At 39.3% G+C, this 19,031-nt stretch carries 22 protein-coding genes and 1 riboswitch; of the genes, 8 read left to right on the forward strand and 14 right to left on the reverse strand.

Annotated features, from left to right (window positions below; genetic code table 11):
* The first annotated feature begins 139 nt into the window (after positions 1-139).
* Positions 140-865 carry an AbrB/MazE/SpoVT family DNA-binding domain-containing protein gene (locus ACFX40_RS06780; protein ID WP_377254613.1) on the forward strand — a complete coding sequence of 242 codons (726 nt, stop codon included), beginning with the start codon at positions 140-142 and terminating at the stop codon, positions 863-865.
* A 99-nt stretch (positions 866-964) separates the two neighbouring features.
* On the opposite strand, the gene ACFX40_RS06785 is transcribed toward ACFX40_RS06780, so the two are convergent.
* Entirely contained in the window at positions 965-2,314 is a 1,350-nt protein-coding gene (locus ACFX40_RS06785; RefSeq protein ID WP_342839692.1) for a TcaA NTF2-like domain-containing protein, read from the reverse strand.
* A 156-nt stretch (positions 2,315-2,470) separates the two neighbouring features.
* On the opposite strand from ACFX40_RS06785, the gene ACFX40_RS06790 reads away from it, so the two are divergent.
* Positions 2,471-3,205 carry a class I SAM-dependent DNA methyltransferase gene (locus tag ACFX40_RS06790; protein WP_342839691.1) on the forward strand — a complete coding sequence of 245 codons (735 nt, stop codon included), beginning with the start codon at positions 2,471-2,473 and terminating at the stop codon, positions 3,203-3,205.
* Between the two features lie 166 nt (positions 3,206-3,371).
* Here the strand turns inward: ACFX40_RS06790 and ACFX40_RS06795 are convergent, their stop codons facing one another.
* On the reverse strand, positions 3,372-4,922 hold the full coding sequence (locus ACFX40_RS06795; protein ID WP_377254616.1) for an ABC transporter substrate-binding protein: 1,551 nt from the start codon (positions 4,920-4,922) through the stop codon (positions 3,372-3,374).
* Positions 4,923-5,128: 206 nt separating this feature from the next.
* Here ACFX40_RS06795 and ACFX40_RS06800 point away from each other — a divergent pair, with 206 nt between their 5' ends.
* Positions 5,129-6,625: a gluzincin family metallopeptidase gene (locus tag ACFX40_RS06800; protein ID WP_377254619.1), complete on the forward strand. Its 1,497-nt coding sequence runs from the start codon at positions 5,129-5,131 to the stop codon at positions 6,623-6,625.
* A 73-nt stretch (positions 6,626-6,698) separates the two neighbouring features.
* Here ACFX40_RS06800 and ACFX40_RS06805 read toward each other — a convergent pair whose 3' ends face one another.
* Positions 6,699-7,577 (reverse strand): 5'-methylthioadenosine/S-adenosylhomocysteine nucleosidase, encoded by an 879-nt coding sequence (locus ACFX40_RS06805; protein ID WP_377254621.1) that lies wholly within the window; start codon positions 7,575-7,577, stop codon positions 6,699-6,701.
* Between the two features lie 155 nt (positions 7,578-7,732).
* Positions 7,733-7,836: riboswitch (purine riboswitch) on the reverse strand.
* A 197-nt stretch (positions 7,837-8,033) separates the two neighbouring features.
* Positions 8,034-9,044 (reverse strand): aldo/keto reductase, encoded by a 1,011-nt coding sequence (locus ACFX40_RS06810; RefSeq protein ID WP_377254624.1) that lies wholly within the window; start codon positions 9,042-9,044, stop codon positions 8,034-8,036.
* A gap of 296 nt (positions 9,045-9,340) precedes the next feature.
* On the opposite strand from ACFX40_RS06810, the gene ACFX40_RS06815 reads away from it, so the two are divergent.
* Both ACFX40_RS06815 and ACFX40_RS06820 read left to right on the forward strand, forming a co-directional pair.
* The gene (locus ACFX40_RS06815; RefSeq protein ID WP_377254627.1) at positions 9,341-9,595 is read left to right on the forward strand and encodes a hypothetical protein; all 255 of its coding nucleotides are present in this window, start codon (positions 9,341-9,343) and stop codon (positions 9,593-9,595) included.
* Between the two features lie 124 nt (positions 9,596-9,719).
* Complete coding sequence (locus tag ACFX40_RS06820) at positions 9,720-10,361, forward strand: pyridoxamine 5'-phosphate oxidase family protein (protein WP_028409778.1); 642 nt, start codon at positions 9,720-9,722, stop codon at positions 10,359-10,361.
* A gap of 11 nt (positions 10,362-10,372) precedes the next feature.
* On the opposite strand, the gene ACFX40_RS06825 is transcribed toward ACFX40_RS06820, so the two are convergent.
* From ACFX40_RS06825 to ACFX40_RS06850, 6 genes are all read right to left on the reverse strand, one after another.
* On the reverse strand, positions 10,373-10,540 hold the full coding sequence (locus tag ACFX40_RS06825) for a hypothetical protein (protein WP_169305186.1): 168 nt from the start codon (positions 10,538-10,540) through the stop codon (positions 10,373-10,375).
* Positions 10,524-11,006 (reverse strand): DinB family protein, encoded by a 483-nt coding sequence (locus ACFX40_RS06830; RefSeq protein ID WP_377254630.1) that lies wholly within the window; start codon positions 11,004-11,006, stop codon positions 10,524-10,526. The genes ACFX40_RS06825 and ACFX40_RS06830 overlap by 17 nt, the downstream gene beginning before the upstream one ends.
* 2 nt (positions 11,007-11,008) lie before the next feature.
* Positions 11,009-11,527, reverse strand: coding sequence for a GNAT family N-acetyltransferase (locus ACFX40_RS06835; RefSeq protein WP_098792006.1), 519 nt, complete (start codon positions 11,525-11,527; stop codon positions 11,009-11,011).
* 64 nt (positions 11,528-11,591) lie between these two features.
* The gene (locus ACFX40_RS06840; protein WP_136789684.1) at positions 11,592-12,113 is read right to left on the reverse strand and encodes a hypothetical protein; all 522 of its coding nucleotides are present in this window, start codon (positions 12,111-12,113) and stop codon (positions 11,592-11,594) included.
* A gap of 427 nt (positions 12,114-12,540) precedes the next feature.
* The gene (locus ACFX40_RS06845; protein WP_176524057.1) at positions 12,541-12,699 is read right to left on the reverse strand and encodes a hypothetical protein; all 159 of its coding nucleotides are present in this window, start codon (positions 12,697-12,699) and stop codon (positions 12,541-12,543) included.
* A gap of 62 nt (positions 12,700-12,761) precedes the next feature.
* Positions 12,762-12,932, reverse strand: a complete 171-nt coding sequence (locus tag ACFX40_RS06850) for a hypothetical protein (protein ID WP_162871439.1) — start codon at positions 12,930-12,932, stop codon at positions 12,762-12,764.
* 185 nt (positions 12,933-13,117) lie between these two features.
* Between ACFX40_RS06850 and ACFX40_RS06855 the strand changes: the two genes are divergently transcribed.
* Positions 13,118-13,504 (forward strand): MerR family transcriptional regulator, encoded by a 387-nt coding sequence (locus ACFX40_RS06855; RefSeq protein ID WP_050689933.1) that lies wholly within the window; start codon positions 13,118-13,120, stop codon positions 13,502-13,504.
* 36 nt (positions 13,505-13,540) lie between these two features.
* On the opposite strand, the gene ACFX40_RS06860 is transcribed toward ACFX40_RS06855, so the two are convergent.
* From ACFX40_RS06860 to ACFX40_RS06870, 3 genes are all read right to left on the reverse strand, one after another.
* Entirely contained in the window at positions 13,541-14,503 is a 963-nt protein-coding gene (locus tag ACFX40_RS06860; protein ID WP_098966610.1) for an aldo/keto reductase, read from the reverse strand.
* A gap of 140 nt (positions 14,504-14,643) precedes the next feature.
* Positions 14,644-15,390: an SDR family oxidoreductase gene (locus ACFX40_RS06865; protein WP_377254635.1), complete on the reverse strand. Its 747-nt coding sequence runs from the start codon at positions 15,388-15,390 to the stop codon at positions 14,644-14,646.
* Between the two features lie 447 nt (positions 15,391-15,837).
* A complete protein-coding gene (locus tag ACFX40_RS06870; protein WP_377254638.1) occupies positions 15,838-16,518 on the reverse strand; it encodes a CPBP family intramembrane glutamic endopeptidase in 681 nt (226 codons plus the stop codon).
* Between the two features lie 83 nt (positions 16,519-16,601).
* Here ACFX40_RS06870 and ACFX40_RS06875 point away from each other — a divergent pair, with 83 nt between their 5' ends.
* Positions 16,602-17,345 (forward strand): MerR family transcriptional regulator, encoded by a 744-nt coding sequence (locus tag ACFX40_RS06875; protein ID WP_060747194.1) that lies wholly within the window; start codon positions 16,602-16,604, stop codon positions 17,343-17,345.
* The gene (locus tag ACFX40_RS06880; RefSeq protein WP_231504562.1) at positions 17,342-18,586 is read left to right on the forward strand and encodes an MFS transporter; all 1,245 of its coding nucleotides are present in this window, start codon (positions 17,342-17,344) and stop codon (positions 18,584-18,586) included. The genes ACFX40_RS06875 and ACFX40_RS06880 overlap by 4 nt, the downstream gene beginning before the upstream one ends.
* A gap of 49 nt (positions 18,587-18,635) precedes the next feature.
* Here ACFX40_RS06880 and ACFX40_RS06885 read toward each other — a convergent pair whose 3' ends face one another.
* Positions 18,636-18,926: a P-loop NTPase family protein gene (locus ACFX40_RS06885; protein WP_098249075.1), complete on the reverse strand. Its 291-nt coding sequence runs from the start codon at positions 18,924-18,926 to the stop codon at positions 18,636-18,638.
* Positions 18,927-19,031: the final 105 nt, after the last annotated feature.

Genomic DNA, 19,031 nt, shown 5'->3' on the forward strand with positions numbered 1-19,031 from the left:
ATGAGGTCAAACTTCCTGTATTTCTCAATCTGTAGGATGAATAAATACTCATTTGCTTCATTTGACAAAGAAATAAATGCTGTGTAATTTAAGTAACATACCCCATCTAAAATGTTTTTAGAAAGGATTAAGTAGCAAGATGCGTACAAAAAAAGAAGAGTGTATAATTGACGAAATGGGAAGAGTATCCCTTCCTTCTTTGTTTATGCAACTAACAAAACTCGAGACAAACGACAAAGTTTTTTTGCGGAGCTGTGATGATTGGATTATTATCGATCATCATGATGAAAATGTCCCGGTTCCTTCTCATATCTTCATTCGAACAATTGACCATATGGGTAGAATAGTCATTCCAAGATCCCTGCGAGATGACTATGAACTTAAGCCCTTTGATTATGTAGAACTATACATGGTAGAACAGCAAATTGTTATGAAAAAAAGAGACGAAAAATCGATAGCGCTTTCAAAAAAACCTGCGGTGGCTCCTCTTTATTATGCAACATTAACCGGCCGGCAGATTCAGCTCACTTCTGAACTTTTAACGTCCGTCGAATTGGATGCAAACATGGAGGTTCAATTTTTTATTAACAAAGAAAATAACATTGTAATTCAAAAATATGAAATGAATTTTGGTAAGAAAACGACTTTAACATTTACGGCTCAATCTCGAAAAATTGATGACCGTTTTCGACTTACTATTCCTAAAAAGCTGCGAGATGATTTCTCCATCCACTCAGGTACGATGTTAAAAGTCAAGACAGGTAATAAGCAGCTCATTTTAGAAAAAGTGGAGAATGAAAAAGAGATTAGCAGCGTATTATCTCAGCAAATAGACGCAGCAATTGTTGAAAAATTACCGAAATAAGAACGACGCCAAAACAAATGGTTTCCTACAGCTTCAAAGCAAAAGCTAAGAGTTAGGCATAGACTGACCCTTTCTATACTCAACTCTTAGCTTTTAGACTTATCTTTTTATTTCTTTATATATTGTCTCTACTGGATAATCGCTAAAGCGGCTCATCCACTCTTTTACTGTGAGTGTGATACGATCTCGATATGCGGGATTATTCGTGTAGAATTTCACTTTGTCACTGTCAACAATCAACGCTACGTAATAATAGCCTTGCTTATCATACTCAATGATTCCTTCCATAAGCGTGTACAAACCGGTTACTCCACCTGATAGCGCTGTCGCTCCTAAGCCGTCTAAATCTTTTTCATCATGGACGATTTGAAAGTTATCAACAAGCGTTTCGTAGTCATTTCCTACAAGTTTTTTCACATTTTCATCCTGTTCGCTTGGAAGGATATCGAGTTCTGATAAGGTCTTCGTATGTTCTGTGATCTTTCCTTTTTTATACGTGCCGTCAAAAGAAACATTCAACCCGCCGTAATAGGAACAGCCTGCAGTAGCATCAATTTTGATTTCTTTTTGACTTAACGTGAAACTTAGTATGCATTCCGTAGCTTCTTCCGTGTCTTTATAAACAGCTTTATTTCCTTTCACCTCTGCTTTTCCTTCTATTCCTCCTGCATTCGCACCGTATACTGCACCTATTGTAAAATCAAAAGAGCCGCTTGTTGAATTAGTGATAGTTAATCCTGCTTCTTGATGATGAATATCTCTTGACCATTCTCCGTCATAGTTTCCGCTGTTTTGCGTCGATGGTGCTGATGCTTTGATTGAAGCAGTGTTCTCTGCCTTAGAAATATCCTTTAAGCGTAATTGATCATCCGACCATACGGCTGAATATACCCAATCGTACTCCTTTATCGTTTCTGAACCATTAGGCTGAACAATCATAATCACTTCATGGGTTTGGATATCATAAGCAGAGCCTGCTTTTTTAAAATCAACCACTTCATATTCTACTAATCTTTCTTGAATCCCTTTGCCATGTAAATGACTAATTAAAGACTGCTGATCTCTATAAAGAGAGCTTCCTTTCACCAGATAGCTTTTTACTTCTTTAAAAGAACCGTTGTTGATTCCTTTTATTAAACCTTGCAAATATGACTTGATTAATACATTAGCCGTTTGTTTTGTAGGGGTAGATACGTTGTTTTCATCTTTAGCAGGAGATGTAGTATTTGTTGAAGGAGTGCTTGACTTTTGATGGTTGCCCTTTTCCTTATCATCATTTTGCTCCGATGTGTGAATAGCACTTTCTTTTTGTTCAGGATGTTGAGCACTTGAAGTGATGCTTTCTTTTTCGTCGCGGGAAGATACCTCATTTTGCTGACAGCCGCTTATAAGTAAACTAACCGACAGCAGAATACTAACCACACTGACGCTTATAGTGGAACGTTTCATGACTTCTCCTCTTTTCTTATCTAGTTACACAGAATGATTCATTAACACTACAATTATACTAAAATAAAACATAATTTCCATATCCATCAAAATTGTTGTAAATAATTTCAATATATGTGTATAATGAGGTACTTTGCATAGAGGAGGCTGATTTAGTTGAAGATCTCAACAGGAGCTGAATTTTACGATAATGACGAGACGTTTTTGGCCTATACAAAACGTCGGCAGCAAAAAGAAAATGCCAACGATACGATTGAAAAACCGGCCATTTTACAGCTTCTAGGTGATGTTACAGATGCAAACGTTTTAGATTTAGGGTGCGGAAACGCCCGATTTGGCGTGGAGCTTCTTGAACAGGGATGTTTCTCTTATACCGGAGTAGACGGCTCGATCAATATGATAAACGCGGCTCAGCAACAGCTTTTAAACTATCCAAATGCAAGAGTGCTTCATGAATCGATGGAGCATTATACTCCACCACGCACCGAATACGATTTGGTTACTGCAAGACTGTCCCTCCACTACATGGAAGACTTAGCCTCCATTTTCACTAAAGTGAATCAAGCACTCAAACCTGAAGGAAGATTTATCTTTTCTGTGGAACATCCAGTCATTACTTCCACTTTGCAGCCTTCTGCTCTGCGCACAAGCTGGACCGTGGATAACTACTTCTCAATGGGATTCCGTCAGCAGCACTGGATGGGCGGATACGTTCAAAAGTATCATCGCACGCTTGAAGAGTACTTTTCTTTGATGCAGCAAAGCGGATTCACCGTTACAAATTTAAAAGAAGCATGTCCTCAAAAAGAACGTTTCGACAGCGCTGAAACTTACGAGCGTCGAATGCGTATTCCTTTGTTTTTACTGATGAGCGGCGTGAAGAACAGATAAATGAAACCTATTTTCACCGTAACCATAAAAAATCCGAACGAGTTGGATTCCCCATTAAGCATCTCAACTCATCGTTCGGATCTTCCTTCAACTAAACTACCTTTGTCCCAGCTTCTTTCCTAACTTTCTTCGTATAAAACCGCTTTTTGTTTAAACTTAGCGTATTTTATTTATTCACGCTCACGTTATAAAATACAGGACCTAAGTTAAAATCATAGCCTTTTACATGTGTAGACACGGCGTTAATATTGACTTTATGGCCAATTAACGTAAACGGAAGCTCATCCCATACGTATTTTTGCGTAGCATCAATAGCTGGTCGTGCATCTTCTACAGAAGCAGCGGCTTTGATTTTATCTAAGTATTTCGTTGACTTTTCAACCGGAGCTCCTCCTGACGTCCAAAAGCCTTGGAAAATGGTTGAACGCGCCGCCCAGTCTACGGGGTAAATATCCCATGCTTTAGGATCATTTACTTTATCCGTAAACGTTGCCCAGTCATACACTTCCAGCTTTACCTTCACACCGATTTTTTCAAGCTCTTGCTGTACAATAACAGCCGTATTGTACTGATCTTGATAATCGCGTGACGTTAAAAGGCGCAGTTCCTGCCCGCTGTATCCAGCCTTTTTCAAATAGCTTTTTGCTTTCTTTTCATCATGCTGATTGTACTCTTCTTTTCCTGCTTCGCTGTAGTAGTTCGGAAACTTTTTATTCACAATCGATGAAGTCAGTTCATAGTAATCAGAACCCCCGTATGAACTTGATAAAATGTCTTTTGCATTAATCGTAGCATTTACAGCTTTTCTAGCATTTAAATCGCTAAAGAACCCTTCTTGCGTGTTATAAAATAAACCAATGAATCCGCCTGGAGCCAGCTTGTTCTTAACGTTTTGCGTACTTTCAATTTGAGCCGCATTGTCGCTTGAAACACCTAATGCAATGTCAAACTGTCCGGCTGTAATGCCTGAAATTCTAGTAGATTCATCGCTTAAAAAGCTAATTTTAATTTCATCTACGTGAGGAGTCTTTTTGATGTTGCGTCCTTTTGAAGAATAATCTTTAAATCTTTCTAACGTGATATATTGATTCTTTTTCCATTCTTTCACTTTAAATGGACCTGTGCCAACGAACTCAGTAGCTCCTTCAGCAGGTGCTTTTTCGATGATTTCTTTTGGGAAAATAGCGGCCGCTGGAATTGGGTCTGCTAGCAGTGCCAGCGTATTCACATTTGGTGTTTTCAAATGAAGCTCAACCGTGTAGTCTCCTGTTTTTTTGACTTGTGCACCAACAAAGTTTGTTTTGCCAAGTGAAGACAGCTTAATCCAGCGGTTAATCGAAGCTTCTACATCGTCTGCTGTCATTTCCTTTCCATTATGAAACTTTACGCCTTTTCGCAGCTGAAACGTATAGACTTTTTTATCATCGCTTATATCAATTTTTTCTGCTAAATCAGGTTCTACATTACCTTTACTATCAAAAATAACGAGTCCTTCGTAAATATTTCGCGCCGCATCTTTAACCGAAGAATTCCCAGTAATCTGAGGATCTAAAGTTGTTGGCTCGCTTTGAAACGCAATGTTTAGCGTACCTCCGTCTTTTGAAGCGGCACTGGTGCTTTGATCGCCTGAGCTTGCTTGATTATTACTGCACCCGGCAACAAATAAAGCAATCACAATAAATAATAACCATTTCACCTTAACCTTTTTCAACGTCATTCCCCCAATAGTTAAAATCGCTTCTTAAAAACCTACTATTTTTGTAAGGTTAGTAGGAATATAAACCATCCTACCACCTTTCCATTTGTTTGTTAAATTAGAAAAATTAAACTATTTATTTGCAATTACTGATTCAATTTATCTTGTTCCAACTCTTAATTCTTAGTATGTTTATAAGTAAAGTATTTTATCTAAAGGAGGATATTATGAACTCTGCCATCCGTCTTCATACTAAAGAACATATTGCAACGATTGAACACTACAAGCAAGCTTTATCTCTTCTATCGTGGGACGCAAAAGCATCCGCTCCTCTTAATAGCCAAAAGCAGCATGCAACCATTCAAGGCACGCTTTCAAAAGAGCTTTACCTGCTGCAAACAGATCCAGCCTTTGCAAAAGAATTGCAGCATCTTCAAGAACACAATCTAAATCAACTACAGCAAAAACAAGTACAGCACTATTGGAACATCTATCAAAAACTTTCCGCTGTACCACTGGAAGACTATCATCAATTTTCCGTTTTAAAAGCTGCTACTCATGCTCTTTGGTCACAGGCTAGAGAGCAAAATGAATTTAAACTCGTCGAAGACAACCTGCAGCAGATGATTCATATGCATAAAAGATTTGCGGAGTACCGTAATCCTCACCTCGCTCCTTACGAACAGCTTTTAGAAGAATATGAGCCCGACGTTTCTAGTGAAACCATCGATTCGCTTTTTCAACAAATTAAAGATGCTATTCTTCCTTTGCTGACAAAAATTAAACGCTCTTCGATTACACATGATACATCATTTATCAGCAAGCCGTTTTCAATCGAAAATCAGCAGAAGCTCGGAAAACACCTTCTCACTGCTATTGGCTATAACTTTAAGTCTGGCCAAATCGGTATCACGACCCACCCGTTCAGTGCAGGCATTCACTCGCAAGACGCACGGCTTGCAGTAAGATACGACGAACACAATGTAAAACTGGCAGCTTTTATGTTTTTACATGAAGGCGGACATTCTATCTATAACCAGCAAATTAGCTCTGACTTGCTTGACACAGGATTGGGCGCATACACTTCTATGGGACTGCATGAATCTCAGTCTCTTTTTTGGGAACGTATCATTGGAAAACACGAAGGCTTCTGGAGAAATCACGCTCACTTATTCAAAGAGTTAGAACCTGCGATCTACGGTGATATTTCATTTGAAACTCTTTACTTTGCCTTAAATGAAGTCACACCTTCTCTCATTCGTTTGCAAGCAGATGACCTTACCTATCTGCTCCATATTATCATTCGCTACGAACTAGAAAGAGATTTATTCGCTGACAAGCTTCGCGTCTCGGACCTTCCTTCCGCATGGAATACAAAATATGAAGCGTACTTAGGAATTAAACCGGAAACAGACCGTGACGGGGTATTGCAGGACGGCCACTGGTACGGTGGAGCGTTTGGCTACTTCCCTTCCTACAATTTAGGCTTTATTTATGCAGCTCAGCTAAGAGAATCCATGATCAAAGACCATCCTGACTTTGATGAAATCATTTCGAGTCAAAATCTATCGCTTATAGCAGACTGGCAAAAACAGCATATCCACCAGTATGGAAAACTAAAAACGCCAAAAGAGATCTTAACGAGCCTTTCTATAGCTAGAATTGATGCTCAGCCGTTAATTAATTATTTGACGAAAAAATATGAAGGGTTATACAAACTTTAAATTTGCCATCAAAAAAAGCATCAAAGCCTTTTGTTAGAGAAACAAAATCTTTGATGCTTTTTTAAAGAAAGATTTACTTAGCGTTTGTGCTAATATAATGTTTAATTACTTCATAAACATAGTCTTGGCAAGCTGCTGCTGTGTTTGGATTATATTTTCCACCGTTTACTTTGTTGTTAGATAGCACTCTAATACCTAAGAATGGAACGTCATAGCTTCTTGCAATTTGTGCTGCCGCTGCGCCTTCCATTTCTTCTACAGACGTCCCGTACTTAGTATGGAACCACTTAATTCGATCCACTTCGTTATTCCACGTGTCCGCTGATCCTATCGTTCCTTCCACCACTTTTCCTTTTTTATATGTATCTGTTACTGCGTTTGCAGCCGCCAGTAACTTCTTATCTCCTTCATAATAGCGAGCTTTTTCAGCATCAGGATCTTCACCAGCGCTTCCTTCAGAAGCCATTAAATCCATCGGCTTCCACGCAGCAGGATCCATTCCTTCGCCTTCTTTTTTATCTTCTGTTTTTAAAGAGCCTATATTCGTTGTTCTCTTTCCTAATACAATATCAAACACGTTCAGATTTTCATCATGTCCGCCTGATGTTCCTTGATTGATAATTGCTCTAGGATGGTATTTTTCTATAGCTACCGCTGTAGCAGCTGCCGTGTTTTCCATTCCTTTTCCCGTTTTAACTACAATAACCGGATAATTATCGACAGTTCCTTTGTAAAAAACAAAATTCCCTGACTTTTCTTCTTTTACATTTTCTAATTTTTTAGCGAATTTCTGCGCTTCTATCGGCATCGGCCCTTGAACAATAATAGGCTTCTGCTTCTGTTTATCTCCGGCTTCCTTTTTTGAAGCTGCGTTACACCCGGCAAGTACAGATAATAATAAAATCATACCAATAGTAAGTAAAGCCCCTGTTTTTAGCATCTTGTTCTTCATAGATTGTTACTTTCACTCCATTTCGTTTTGTTGTTTCATACACTCGATGATTGGACAAAAGAAAAAACCTAGAACACTTTTGATTTTCTAAGCTTTTTAGAGTCAAAGTATAAGAAGTTAAGCACGGAATAACATTTATGTATTGATAAACCGAACGTTTTTACACTTTAACTCGTAGTCCAGTTCTTTGAATGGGAACCAAGTAGAGACACTCAGACCATATTTCCAAGCATATACGAGTAATATTTTTCACTTTCTAAATGTATCAAATACAAAATGGTTATTCAATATATAGACGAATATTTTAATTAAAAAATTGTTTAAACGTTCGTTTTTACGGTTGAAACCTGCTGAATCTTTTGTTAATTTCTATCTCAATACAAAAAAAGTGTCTCAAAACCGAAACTTCGAGACACTTTTTATACTTACTGAAAACCTATATTTATCTTTCCACCTTCACTTCACGTTAATTGGCAGCGGTGCATGAGGAGCTACAAGCTTCTGTTCACGCATTTCTTCCCAGAAGGCTGCTGGAATTGCGGTGTTTAATGCTGCTTTATCTTCAGCAATACGCTCAGGACGACTAGCGCCAGGAATAACAGCGGCAACCGCTGGATTAGCCAGTGAAAATTGGACAGCAGCAGCCTTAATGCTGATCTGATGACGATCTGCAATAGCTTTGATTTTTTCTACTTTTGCCATAATGTCTGAAGATGCTTTTTGATATTCAAAGTGCGTACCTCCAGCAAGAACGCCTGAGCTGTATGGTCCGCCGACAACAATGTCCATATTATGCTTTACGGCTTCGGGCATTACTCGCTGCAGCGCACGCTCATGATCTAATAACGTGTAACGGCCAGCTAGCAACGAGACATCCGGCTTTGCTTCTTCCAGCTCCAGCATGATTTCAATTGGCTCTACTCGGTTTACTCCAAGTCCCCATCCTTTAATAACTCCTTCTTCACGCAAACGTGTAAGCACACGAAATGCGCCCGTTCGAGCAGACTCAAATTGTCCTACCCACTCATCTCCATAAAAATCTTGCGCAACATCATGAATATACACAAAGTCTAAGCGATTTGTTTTTAAACGATTTAAGCTTTGCTCGATCGAACGAAGAGTGGCATCTGCGCTGTAGTCATTGATAATTTTATTTTTACGGCCAAATTCAAAAAGCCCGCCTTTTTCTCCCATATCACGTGAAGATGTGTCTTCTAGTTCATCTGAAATAACGCGACCTACTTTCGTACTTAGCACATACTCATCGCGATTTCTTTTTGATAGTGCTTCACCAAGGCGTATCTCGGCTAAGCCAGCTCCGTAAAGAGGAGCTGCATCAAAATAACGGATGCCGCTTTCCCAAGCTGCATCGACCGTCGCAATGGCCTCTTCTTCTGGAATATTACGATACATATTGCCCAGAGGTGCCGTTCCAAAACCTAGTTTTCCTTGCAGTATCTCTCTCATATTCATAAAACCTCCTGAAATTTTATAATTCTATTTTAGAAATTGATCAGTATGAAGGTAAACTCAACGACTGATCTATTCATTAAATGTCATATTATCTCCTGACAAAATTTATTATGAAGCATATACACAATAAAAAAAAGTACGCACTTCAAAGTAATATGGGAACTAAAAAGTAACCTACTAAGGAGTAAATGAGCTTTTCAGACTCTCCTTTTATTTATGTACTTTCTACTTCTTACTCATGCAAACAAACATTTTGCATACAATAAGCAGAAAGCTACTTTATAAATGAGGTGAGATTCTTGAGAGATGAATACTTCAAAAAAATTGAAGATAAGCTCGATAAGCTTGATGAAATGGACGATTCCACAATGAAAGAAGAACAAAAAGATGAATATTTTCAAAGTCTGCTAGATGATATGGATGATTTGTTGAAAGACATGCGCCAGCGAGAAAAAGACTCGAATCATCTCGTCAGCGAACATATGAAGACGGTTAATGACATATTTGATAACGCAATCAAAAATTTAAAAAAAGACCAAAGCTAGCGTTATAGCACTTCTACTCCATTTTAATATACTGATTTTTCTGTTTTTTAAATATAAAAATATAGTATTTCACATGTAAAAATGGTATTTTCAGTATACGCAAAAAGTAGGAGTGAAAAAAGGAATGGAAAACAGTCATTTTAAAGAACAAGTAAAAACGAAGGAAGAGCTTCGCCGTATAGTCGGAGCGCCTAACAAATTGGCGCATCAAAAAATAATTTCTTATTTAGATCGACACTGCCGGGAATTTATTAAACATTCCCCTTTTGTTATCATCGCTACAGCTGATTATAAAGGAATTTGCGACAGTTCTCCGCGGGGGGATCACCCTGGTTTTGTACAAGTCGTCGATGAGAAAAGACTATTGATTCCAGAGAGGCGCGGCAATCAAAAAGTAGATTCATTGGAAAATATTTTATCTAATCCTCAAATAGGGCTGCTTTTTTTAATTCCAGGCATAGAAGAAACGCTGCGGATTAACGGCAAAGCTTGCATTGTAAAAGAAAAAGCGCTGCTTGAAACAATGGCGGTTCACAATAAAACTCCGCTGCTCGCTATCGGCGTTGAAGTACAAGAATGCTTTCTCCACTGCAGCAAAGCATTCAAGCGATCAAAGCTGTGGGATCCAGCATCTTGGGAAAGAGTCGAAACGCTTCCTTCCGCAGCTAAAATTGTCGCAGAGCACGCAGGCTTTTCCACCCTAGAAAGCCGCAACAATCCCGAAGAAAGCAAAACTCAGCACCTCTATGAAAAAAAGCCGCTATAATGCGGCTTTTGTCATTTTACCATCAGAAACAGTATACCTCCGGCAATGATTAGAACTGGTAATAAAGCAAGAAGCACACCTTTTTTTGAACTTCCTATGTATTCATGATCACCATAGGCGCGGCCTGTTCTAAAATCGACTTTCACCTGAGATTTTTCTTTTTTATGTTCTTTTTTCATCCTCTTTGCCTCCTAGCGGCAGTTGAGCGTCAATTTGCTTAATATGATGCTCTAAATGAGCAATATAATCTTTAGCCAACCACTGGAGCGAAACGAATGTTCCATCTTCTAATTCGAATTGATACATATGCTTTTCTGTTGGTATATGCGAAAGAACGGAAGCAATTTGCTTATCTAAACTGCGCCATAGGGCAACTATTTCTTCCATCGACGTATCTTGATAGTGCTGCAGTTCTACCCATTCATCTTGTTTGTAAGGCGTCAGAGCCAAAGGTGTTTTTTCATGCTGCACGTTGATAAAGCGCTGTAAATTGTGAATGGCTGAGTCACATAAGTGCCCGACAATTTCTTTCGGTGACCACTTCTTAGGAGCAGGACGGTTTGACGCCGCTGCTTCAGAGAATACTTCAAGCTTTTTAGGGAGCTTTATCACCCATTCATCTAACTGAGCAATCGTCGTTTCCATGTTCATTTCTCCTTTAAGCACGTTTTTTCAAAAACTTTCCCCATATAATATTCATCGACTGATTTTTCATCTACAACGAGCGAACATACTTTTTTCCCTTCTATTTCAAAACCCATCTTTTTATACAGCGAAATGGCCGGTTCATTGTGGGTCATCACCGTTAGCTCCACTCGTTTAATGCCGCTCTGTGCTGCCCATCTCTCCATTTCTTTAAACAACGAAGTGCCGATACCTCGGTTTCCGTAAGATTGAAGCACGCCAACAGCTAAGTATGCGCTGTGTTTTTTTCGGTTAACGCTTCCGCCAATCACAGATAAATGTCCGACGAGCTGTCCGTCTTGTTCCGCCACTAAAATGGTCGAGTTCGGCATCTTTAAAAAAGTTGTAATCATTTTTTTCTGCTGTTCAAGCGTAGTCGCACGCTCATTTTCCTCGTACAGCATATATGTTGTTTCTTTATCAAGCTCTTTATTTAACGCTAAAAAAGCAGCTGCATCGGAAGCTAAAATTTCTCGAATCACGTTTACCCCTGCTTTCGTGAATAGTAGTTAACTAGAAAAAAACGCGAAAAAACGGATGATATCCTTACACACGTGCTGAACGTTTTCCAAGAAACGCCGTGAAGATAAAACATACACTAAAAGCGACGGCTGAAACGAAAAAGCCAAGCATCCACCCTAAAGCTCGCATAAACGTATCTTCATTGGGATACAGAGGCTTAACGTTTACCCACTGGATCACCATAATCAATGCCAATATTAAATAAAAGCTGCTTCCCGTTAAAGCCATTTTAAGACGGTTTTTAAATGACCCTGTCCATGCGGCACTAAAGGCGCTCCACGTGAAAATACTTACAATCGTCGCTAAAAACATAAGAACAATATGTAGATAAGGGATATCTGTAAACATAAGAAGATAGAGTAAAAATATTGTAGTACCAAAATATAAAGCATTAATGCCAAACAAATAGCCTCCGCTCAGCCAATGGTTTTGAAACCACTTTTTCTTGCTAAGACGTTCTACCATTCCGCCGGGCACCCACAGCGTACGCGAAAAAACAATCATCGCCAGCACAAGTACCATGCCGGCTAAAAAGAATATGAACACCTTTTCATCAGCCTTTCTATCCAAAAGAAATATGGTTAATTATACTATTAATAACAAAATTAAACTATTGTTTTCTTTACTAATAAAGAGGCTTAGACATAACAAAATTACTCCAACCTAAAGACGAACAAATGGGATAAATAAGCTGGACTGCTGGTTACACCGCTGTTGATTTCCGTGCAAGGCTTCGCTTTCCGCGGGCGGCCTCGCCTGCGTTCCTTCGTGGGTCTCACCTGTTCCGCTTTTCCCGCAGGAGTCTTCACCTTATCCTCCAATCAACAGCTAGAAACTACTATATACATGACACCTACGTTCACCATACTAATAAAAAAACCGAACGAAGTTGATTCTGCATTAAAAATCTCGATTCATCATTCGGATCTTCTTTCAACGAAAATACTTTTGTCACAGCTTTTTTTACGCCTATTTACATTCTTCCTCCGGTAAACGGATTGATTTCCCCTGTTAAATCACGTCCTGCTTTCTTTTCTTCGTGTGCGATGCGCTTGCCAATCACAATTTTATTCCAAATTAGCGGCACCCAAATACACGCTCCGAACAAAATCATCCAAAAAAGTTCTCCCATTTCTTCCACCCTTTCATTTTCTGCTTTTATGTTGAAGACAATAAGAAACGCGTATACGCTTTTTACTCTTTGTTTGAATCACTCATATCGTATGAAAAGAAATAAACCAGGATTGATAAAGCCATTCCGTACACAGTCCAAGCCGCTAGTAAAATGGCGTACTGATGATTGATAAAAAACACTCCGCTTGAAATCAGCAGCAGGATAAAACTAATCCATTTTACTTTTTTCATTACTCTATCCCCTTTACTTAACCTTTTACAGTAAGTTTCTTATTGTCTACTTGTTATTACGGACAAACTGTATAAAAGTTCCATATTTTTTCAAAAAACGAAAAAGAATTTGATAAAACGTTCAACTATCGATTATCATATACCTTAAAGTAAGCTATACGATTCATAAGTGGGAGTGAACAATCTTGTCTTATAGCATGAAAGAAATGAATGAAAAAACCGGGCTTTCCGCACCGACTTTACGCTACTATGAAAAAGAAGGAATTCTTCCTTTTGTAGAGCGTGATGAAAATGGAAAGCGCCTCTATAATGATACGAATATTGAATGGATCCGTTTTATTTTGGCTCTGCGCTCAACGGGCATGCCGCTTGCAGAAATTAAGCGCTACGTAGAGCTCTATAAACAAGGCGAAAGCACGATTAAAGAACGAAAAAACATGATGCTTCAGCATAAAGAAGCGGTGGAAGAAGAAATGGCTAAAACCTTTAAATATCTTGAACAAATTAACTATAAGCTCGCTTTGTACGACTCGCTAGAAGCAAGATTAACGCAAAAAGAAATTAAAATTTAAACACAAAAGTCCGCAGGTGTACCTGCGGACTTTTTATTAATAGAGTGAATTCACGGTATTCAACAGCTCTTCTGACCATGTCCAATCGCTGATTTCAACCGCATCTGTTACGTGGTGCAATTTGCTAGCTCCGATAATGCTTGATGTTACAGCGGGCTGATTTAATACCCATGAAAGAGCAAACTGAGACAAGCTTACTTCATTTTGTTCTGCTAACTTGCGATACTGCTCCACCAGCTGAAAATTTTGGTCTGTAAAGTAGTTTCGCAGCAGCTTTTCACCATGCGCAGCGCGACTTTCTGGCGGCACGTCATTTGGTGTTTTATATTTACCTGAAAGCATGCCGCGCGCTAACGGACTGTATACCATGACGCCTACACCTTCAGATTGACTAAACGGCAGCAGCTCTTGTTCAATTTCACGAGAGAGAAGATTATACTGGGGCTGAACGGAAATGAATTTTTCAAGGTTCATTTTGTCACTAATATGATGAGACTTTGCGATTTGCCACGCAGCATAATTAGAACAGCCAATATAACGAACTTTACCTTGACGAACTAAATCATCTAGCGTGCGAAGCGTTTCTTCCATAGGTGTATGGTGGTCAAAAAGATGAACTTGATAAAGATCAATGTAGTCTGTCTGCAGTCGTCGCAGCTGATTATCCACTTCTCTCATAATGTGTGTGCGTGAAAGGCCTTTATCATTTTTGCCTTTTCCTACGGCAATCCCGACTTTTGTTGCAAGTACAACATCATACCGTTTTCCTTTTAACGCACGTCCAATAATTTCTTCAGATTCCCCTGTGCCATATCTAAACTCTTCATCCTGCCCTTTTCCGTAATAGTTGGCTGTGTCAATGAAGTTAATTCCGTTTTCAATGGCGCTATGTAAAATAGCTGCCGACGCTTTTTCGTCAATCCATCGTCCAAACGCCATGGTACCTAGACATAAATTTGATACTTCCAGACCTGTTGTTCCAAGCTTTCGATATTGCATCGATACCCTCTCCTTCATATTTGTTTATAGTCTCCACTATCATACACCTTAAAGTAAACTTTAAGACAAGTCACAATCGTACATTTATATAAGAAAAACGGTTAGAAGCAGTGCTTCTAACCGTTTTTCTTTCATTTTTATTACCATTCTTGATGTACAGGACGAATAATCATTTCGTTTACTGCCACACCTGCTGGCTCTTCGATGGCAAACGCAATTGCGCGTGCGATGCTTTCCACTTCGATGGCACCTTTATAAAATTCATCAATACCTGATTTTAAATCTGTATCCGTGATTGTTTCTTTTAATTCTGTTGCAATTGCTCCTGGAGAAATATTCGTTGCGCGAATGTTGCTTCCGCCAGCTGATTCTTCTAGACGAAGACCTTCTGTGATCGCTTTAACCGCAAATTTTGTTGCGCTGTATACCGCACTTCCGGCACCTACTGCGTGACCAGCTACGGAAGACAGGTTAATCACGTGTCCGTCTTTTTGCTCTCTCATCGCTGGAAGAACTGCTGAGATTCCGTAAAGAACGCCTTTAATGTTCACATCAATCATTGTGTTCCATTCATCTACTTTTTGGTTGCGTAGAAGAGATAATGGCATAAGTCCTGCATTGTTTACAAGCACATCGATGCGTCCAAACTCTGAAAGCGCATATTGTGCTAACTCCTGCATTTGGTCGTGAGAAGTCACGTCCACTACTTTGTAGATCGCTTCTCCGCCGTTTTCTTTAATATCTTCTTGTAATGTTTTCAAACGATCTTCACGGCGAGCCGCTAAAACAAGCTTTGCTCCTTTTGATGAAAGTTCTTTTGCTGTTGCTTCTCCGATTCCGCTAGAAGCACCCGTAATAATAACAACTTTACCTTTTGTATTAGACATGACTGATAACCAATCCTTTCGTCTGATAAGCTTTTTATAAACCAACATCACTTATCATTTTTGTTTTTGTAAAAACTTATACAACAAGCTTATCTGCTAAAGTTCTCTTTAACGCAAGAGTTTTGAATGAATTTTTTCTTATATTTTTCTTCAGCGCTTCGAAAGCTTATCAACCAAAGGATTGTATGCTACATATTCTTAAAAATAAAGCAGCTATTATACTTAGAGCGGCTCCAATAACATATGCAGCATTCCGCTAGACCAATATGTACGTGTCCCTTTTCTGCCTTGTCACAGAGGGGGCTTTGAGCCTTTATTTTTATATTTTTCTTGTTATAGGCACCTTCAAGTACACTTTACCTGTTTCACTTATTTTTTTGCAATTCGCTTCTTCAGTAGACATAATATGGTAAGATAAATCATAGCTTACTTGTCACCTAAACTACATTAAGCTGCCGCTGTTAAAATAACGGCAATCCCATTAAAACAAGCGTGAATGATCATACTTGGAAGCAGCGACTTTGTTTTTTCGTACACCCATGCAAACACGAGACCTGATAAAAAGTTAACGGGCAAGGTATTGTACGTTGGAATATGCACCAGCATAAAAATAAACGAACTTCCCACTAATCCAACGACAATCCCTCCTTTACGTTTCAGCCACGTATAAAAAAATCCTCGGTAGATAATCTCTTCATAAAAAGGTGAGATCACAGCGGCTGAAACAAAAGCAAGTATAAATGAAAACAGCGACAGATCTTGTTGCAAACTAGCTGTTTTTTTATTTTCATGTGTTATACCAAGCCATTCCATGAGTACAACAATCCCCACACTTCCTAAGATCAGCACAAAAAGCCAAAAAAGAATGAGCGGCCAGTGCCGTTTTGAAAACGATTGAAAACCAATTTTTCTATCACCAGCCTGAACCATCAGCCCATACAGAGCTGATAAAAACACAGCTGCCATAAAAAATCCAGTAGCTGTTCCAGCATAAAGGTCATTTTTAAACAGGGAATGTAAAGCATCCTGCAATATGCCTTCAATTAAGATAGGCACACCAACAAACGTGACGCCCAGCATAATTACGAATGATTTTATTGTCCATAATCCTTGATTTTTTTGTTTCAATTTACTTCGCCTCCCTTTTACATATATTCAGTGTAAAAGGTGACGTAACGTTACCTGCAAGCATTTTTTTGGAGGGGTTAAAAATGATTTATTTTTCTACTGGGCAAGCCGCTAAAAAACTAGGCCTTACGGTGCGTACGCTTCGTTACTACGATCAAATCGGCTTGCTTCATCCATCGTCAAAAGCCGAAAACGGAAAGCGGTCCTACTCAGAAACGGATTTAGTCACACTAGAGAAAATTACTCTTTTAAAAAACTTAGCCGTTCCTTTGCGAGATATTGAACTTATTCTTCATCAAGTGAGTATCGATGAACTTCTAGCGATTCATCAGCAAAAGCTTCAGCAAAAAGCGATGGAAATTCAACAAGCTTTAGAACATACTCACACGCTTCGCAACAGTATAAAAATAGAAGGTGAATTAAACTGGAAGCAGCTCCTTCCTTTAGTTGACAATGAAACTAATGCCAAGAGCAGCTGGACGGATCTCCTTTCGCTTTCAATAGAAGAAAGTGAGATTCTGCAGCATGATTTGCCTAAAATGGAGAATGCGAGTGCCGATAAATGGATTAACATCATAAAACGAGTTCAGCTTTGCTTAAAGCACCAGCGTGCACCTCAATCTGAAGATGGACAGCTGATTGCAGCTGATATACTGTTTTTATCGAGTGAGCTATTTGGCCCTCATGCGGCTTTAGAAAAAGCCTTTTGGGATGTTCGCAAATCTCCTGAGGCATCAAGTTCACTTAATCTCTACCCTATTGACAGCGAAGTCCTTCAATTTATTGAAGATGCGATTATTTTTTACGAACAACACATAAAGGAATGAAGGTATTGAAAAAAGAAAAGCTGTTTGCTAATTCTTCTTATAAAAAATTATTTATTTCAAGCACTGCAGCAAGCTTCGGAGATTTATTTGATATGTTTGCGGTGATGACGCTTTTTACATACGTGTGGCACGCAAATTCCCTCTGGATTACGCTTATTCCTGTCGCGTACGCTTTACCTAGCATCCTGCTAAGTCAAGCAGCAGGAAATTTAGCCGACCGCTATGATAAAGTACAGCTGATGTTTCTGTCTGAACTAGTCCGTCTTCTGTTCACATGTCTGTTATTTTTTACAAATGAACCGCTTTTGGCACTTGGGGTGCTGATGCTGCGCTCTATGAGTTCTGTTATGAAAGTGCCCGCACAGCTCTCTTACGTTCGAGAAGTGGTCAAAGAAGATCAGCTGCTGCAGGCCTCTACTTTACAAAACATTATGTTTCAAATTGCCAAAGTTGTGGGGCCGTTTCTCGGAGCCGCCGCGCTGACGATTACAACGCCAAAAGCATGCATTTTAGCTAATGCCGCAGCTTGTATGATTTCTATTGGCGTGCTGTTTTCACTTAAAAAAGCACGTAAAAACATTCAAGGGCAAGCTGCTCGTTCTTCCCATCAACTGAAAGAAACGTACTCAAACGGCTGGAAAATCGTTTTTCAGCACTCAATCCTTTTACGCGCCGTTATTTTGTTTCACCTTTCGTATTTTGTAGTGATGCTTGTTGACGCTCAAATCAGCATCTTCCTACGAGATGTGCTGCCTCATCATCCGGAAATGCTCGGCTGGCTGCTTTCTGGAATCGGACTGGGGGCGCTAGCAACAGGAATGTATCTTAATAGAAAAAAACAGGTTCACCATCCATTTAGACTGTTATCACTTGGACTGCTTCTATTTGGAGGGGCTTTATTTTTCATTAGCTGCTTTAATCCAGCCGTTATGTCACGCTATTTCATTTTGATTGCTGCACCTATTGGAGGAGCCGGAGTTGGGCTTAATTTACTGCTGTTTAACTATATCGTTCAAACATACAGCGACAAGGAACACCTCGGAAAAGTGTACGGATTCATCAACACCTTAACGAGTGCCGTTTTACTTACTGCTCCTCTTCTTGGAGGCATGGTTGTAAAGCTTGCAGGTGCTCAGACAACTTTTTTAACGGCGGCAATCATCATTGTAAGCGTTGGATTTGTGAGTATGCTGATGCCTCTGCGTGATAAACGGGAAAGAAACGTTCAGATTGACGCATAAAAAACAGCTTGAGGTTACACCTCAAGCTGCTTTTATAGACTTCTGTTCATCAACCAGCGGCTACATAAATCAAAGCAGCTAATACGTTCGGTACTGCAATAGCTCCAAATCGTTTTGCATCTTCAACTCGGCTCACCCTGCGCGTCTTTTTGACTGAAAAGAATGTGCCTGTACTTCCTAGCACGATACTGTCAATAAGGTATGCCAAAGCTAAAACCAGTGACACTGCTCCCATTGTGCCTGACACAAAATAGAGATAGCTCCACTTCCCTGTAAAAGCAGCAAGAGCAAGAACAATCCCGACCATCACGATACCTGCTATCAATCCTTTTTTAATCACTGCATCCCTCTTCCCTTCCTACCCCTTAAATTTTACCATATACTTCTTTTTTTGTATGACAACTTACATTTTATTCTACTACACTCACATTTTATGGTAAAATTA

The organism is Priestia sp. YIM B13552 (genome assembly GCF_042787775.1).
Classification (GTDB): domain Bacteria; phylum Bacillota; class Bacilli; order Bacillales; family Bacillaceae_H; genus Priestia; species Priestia megaterium_E.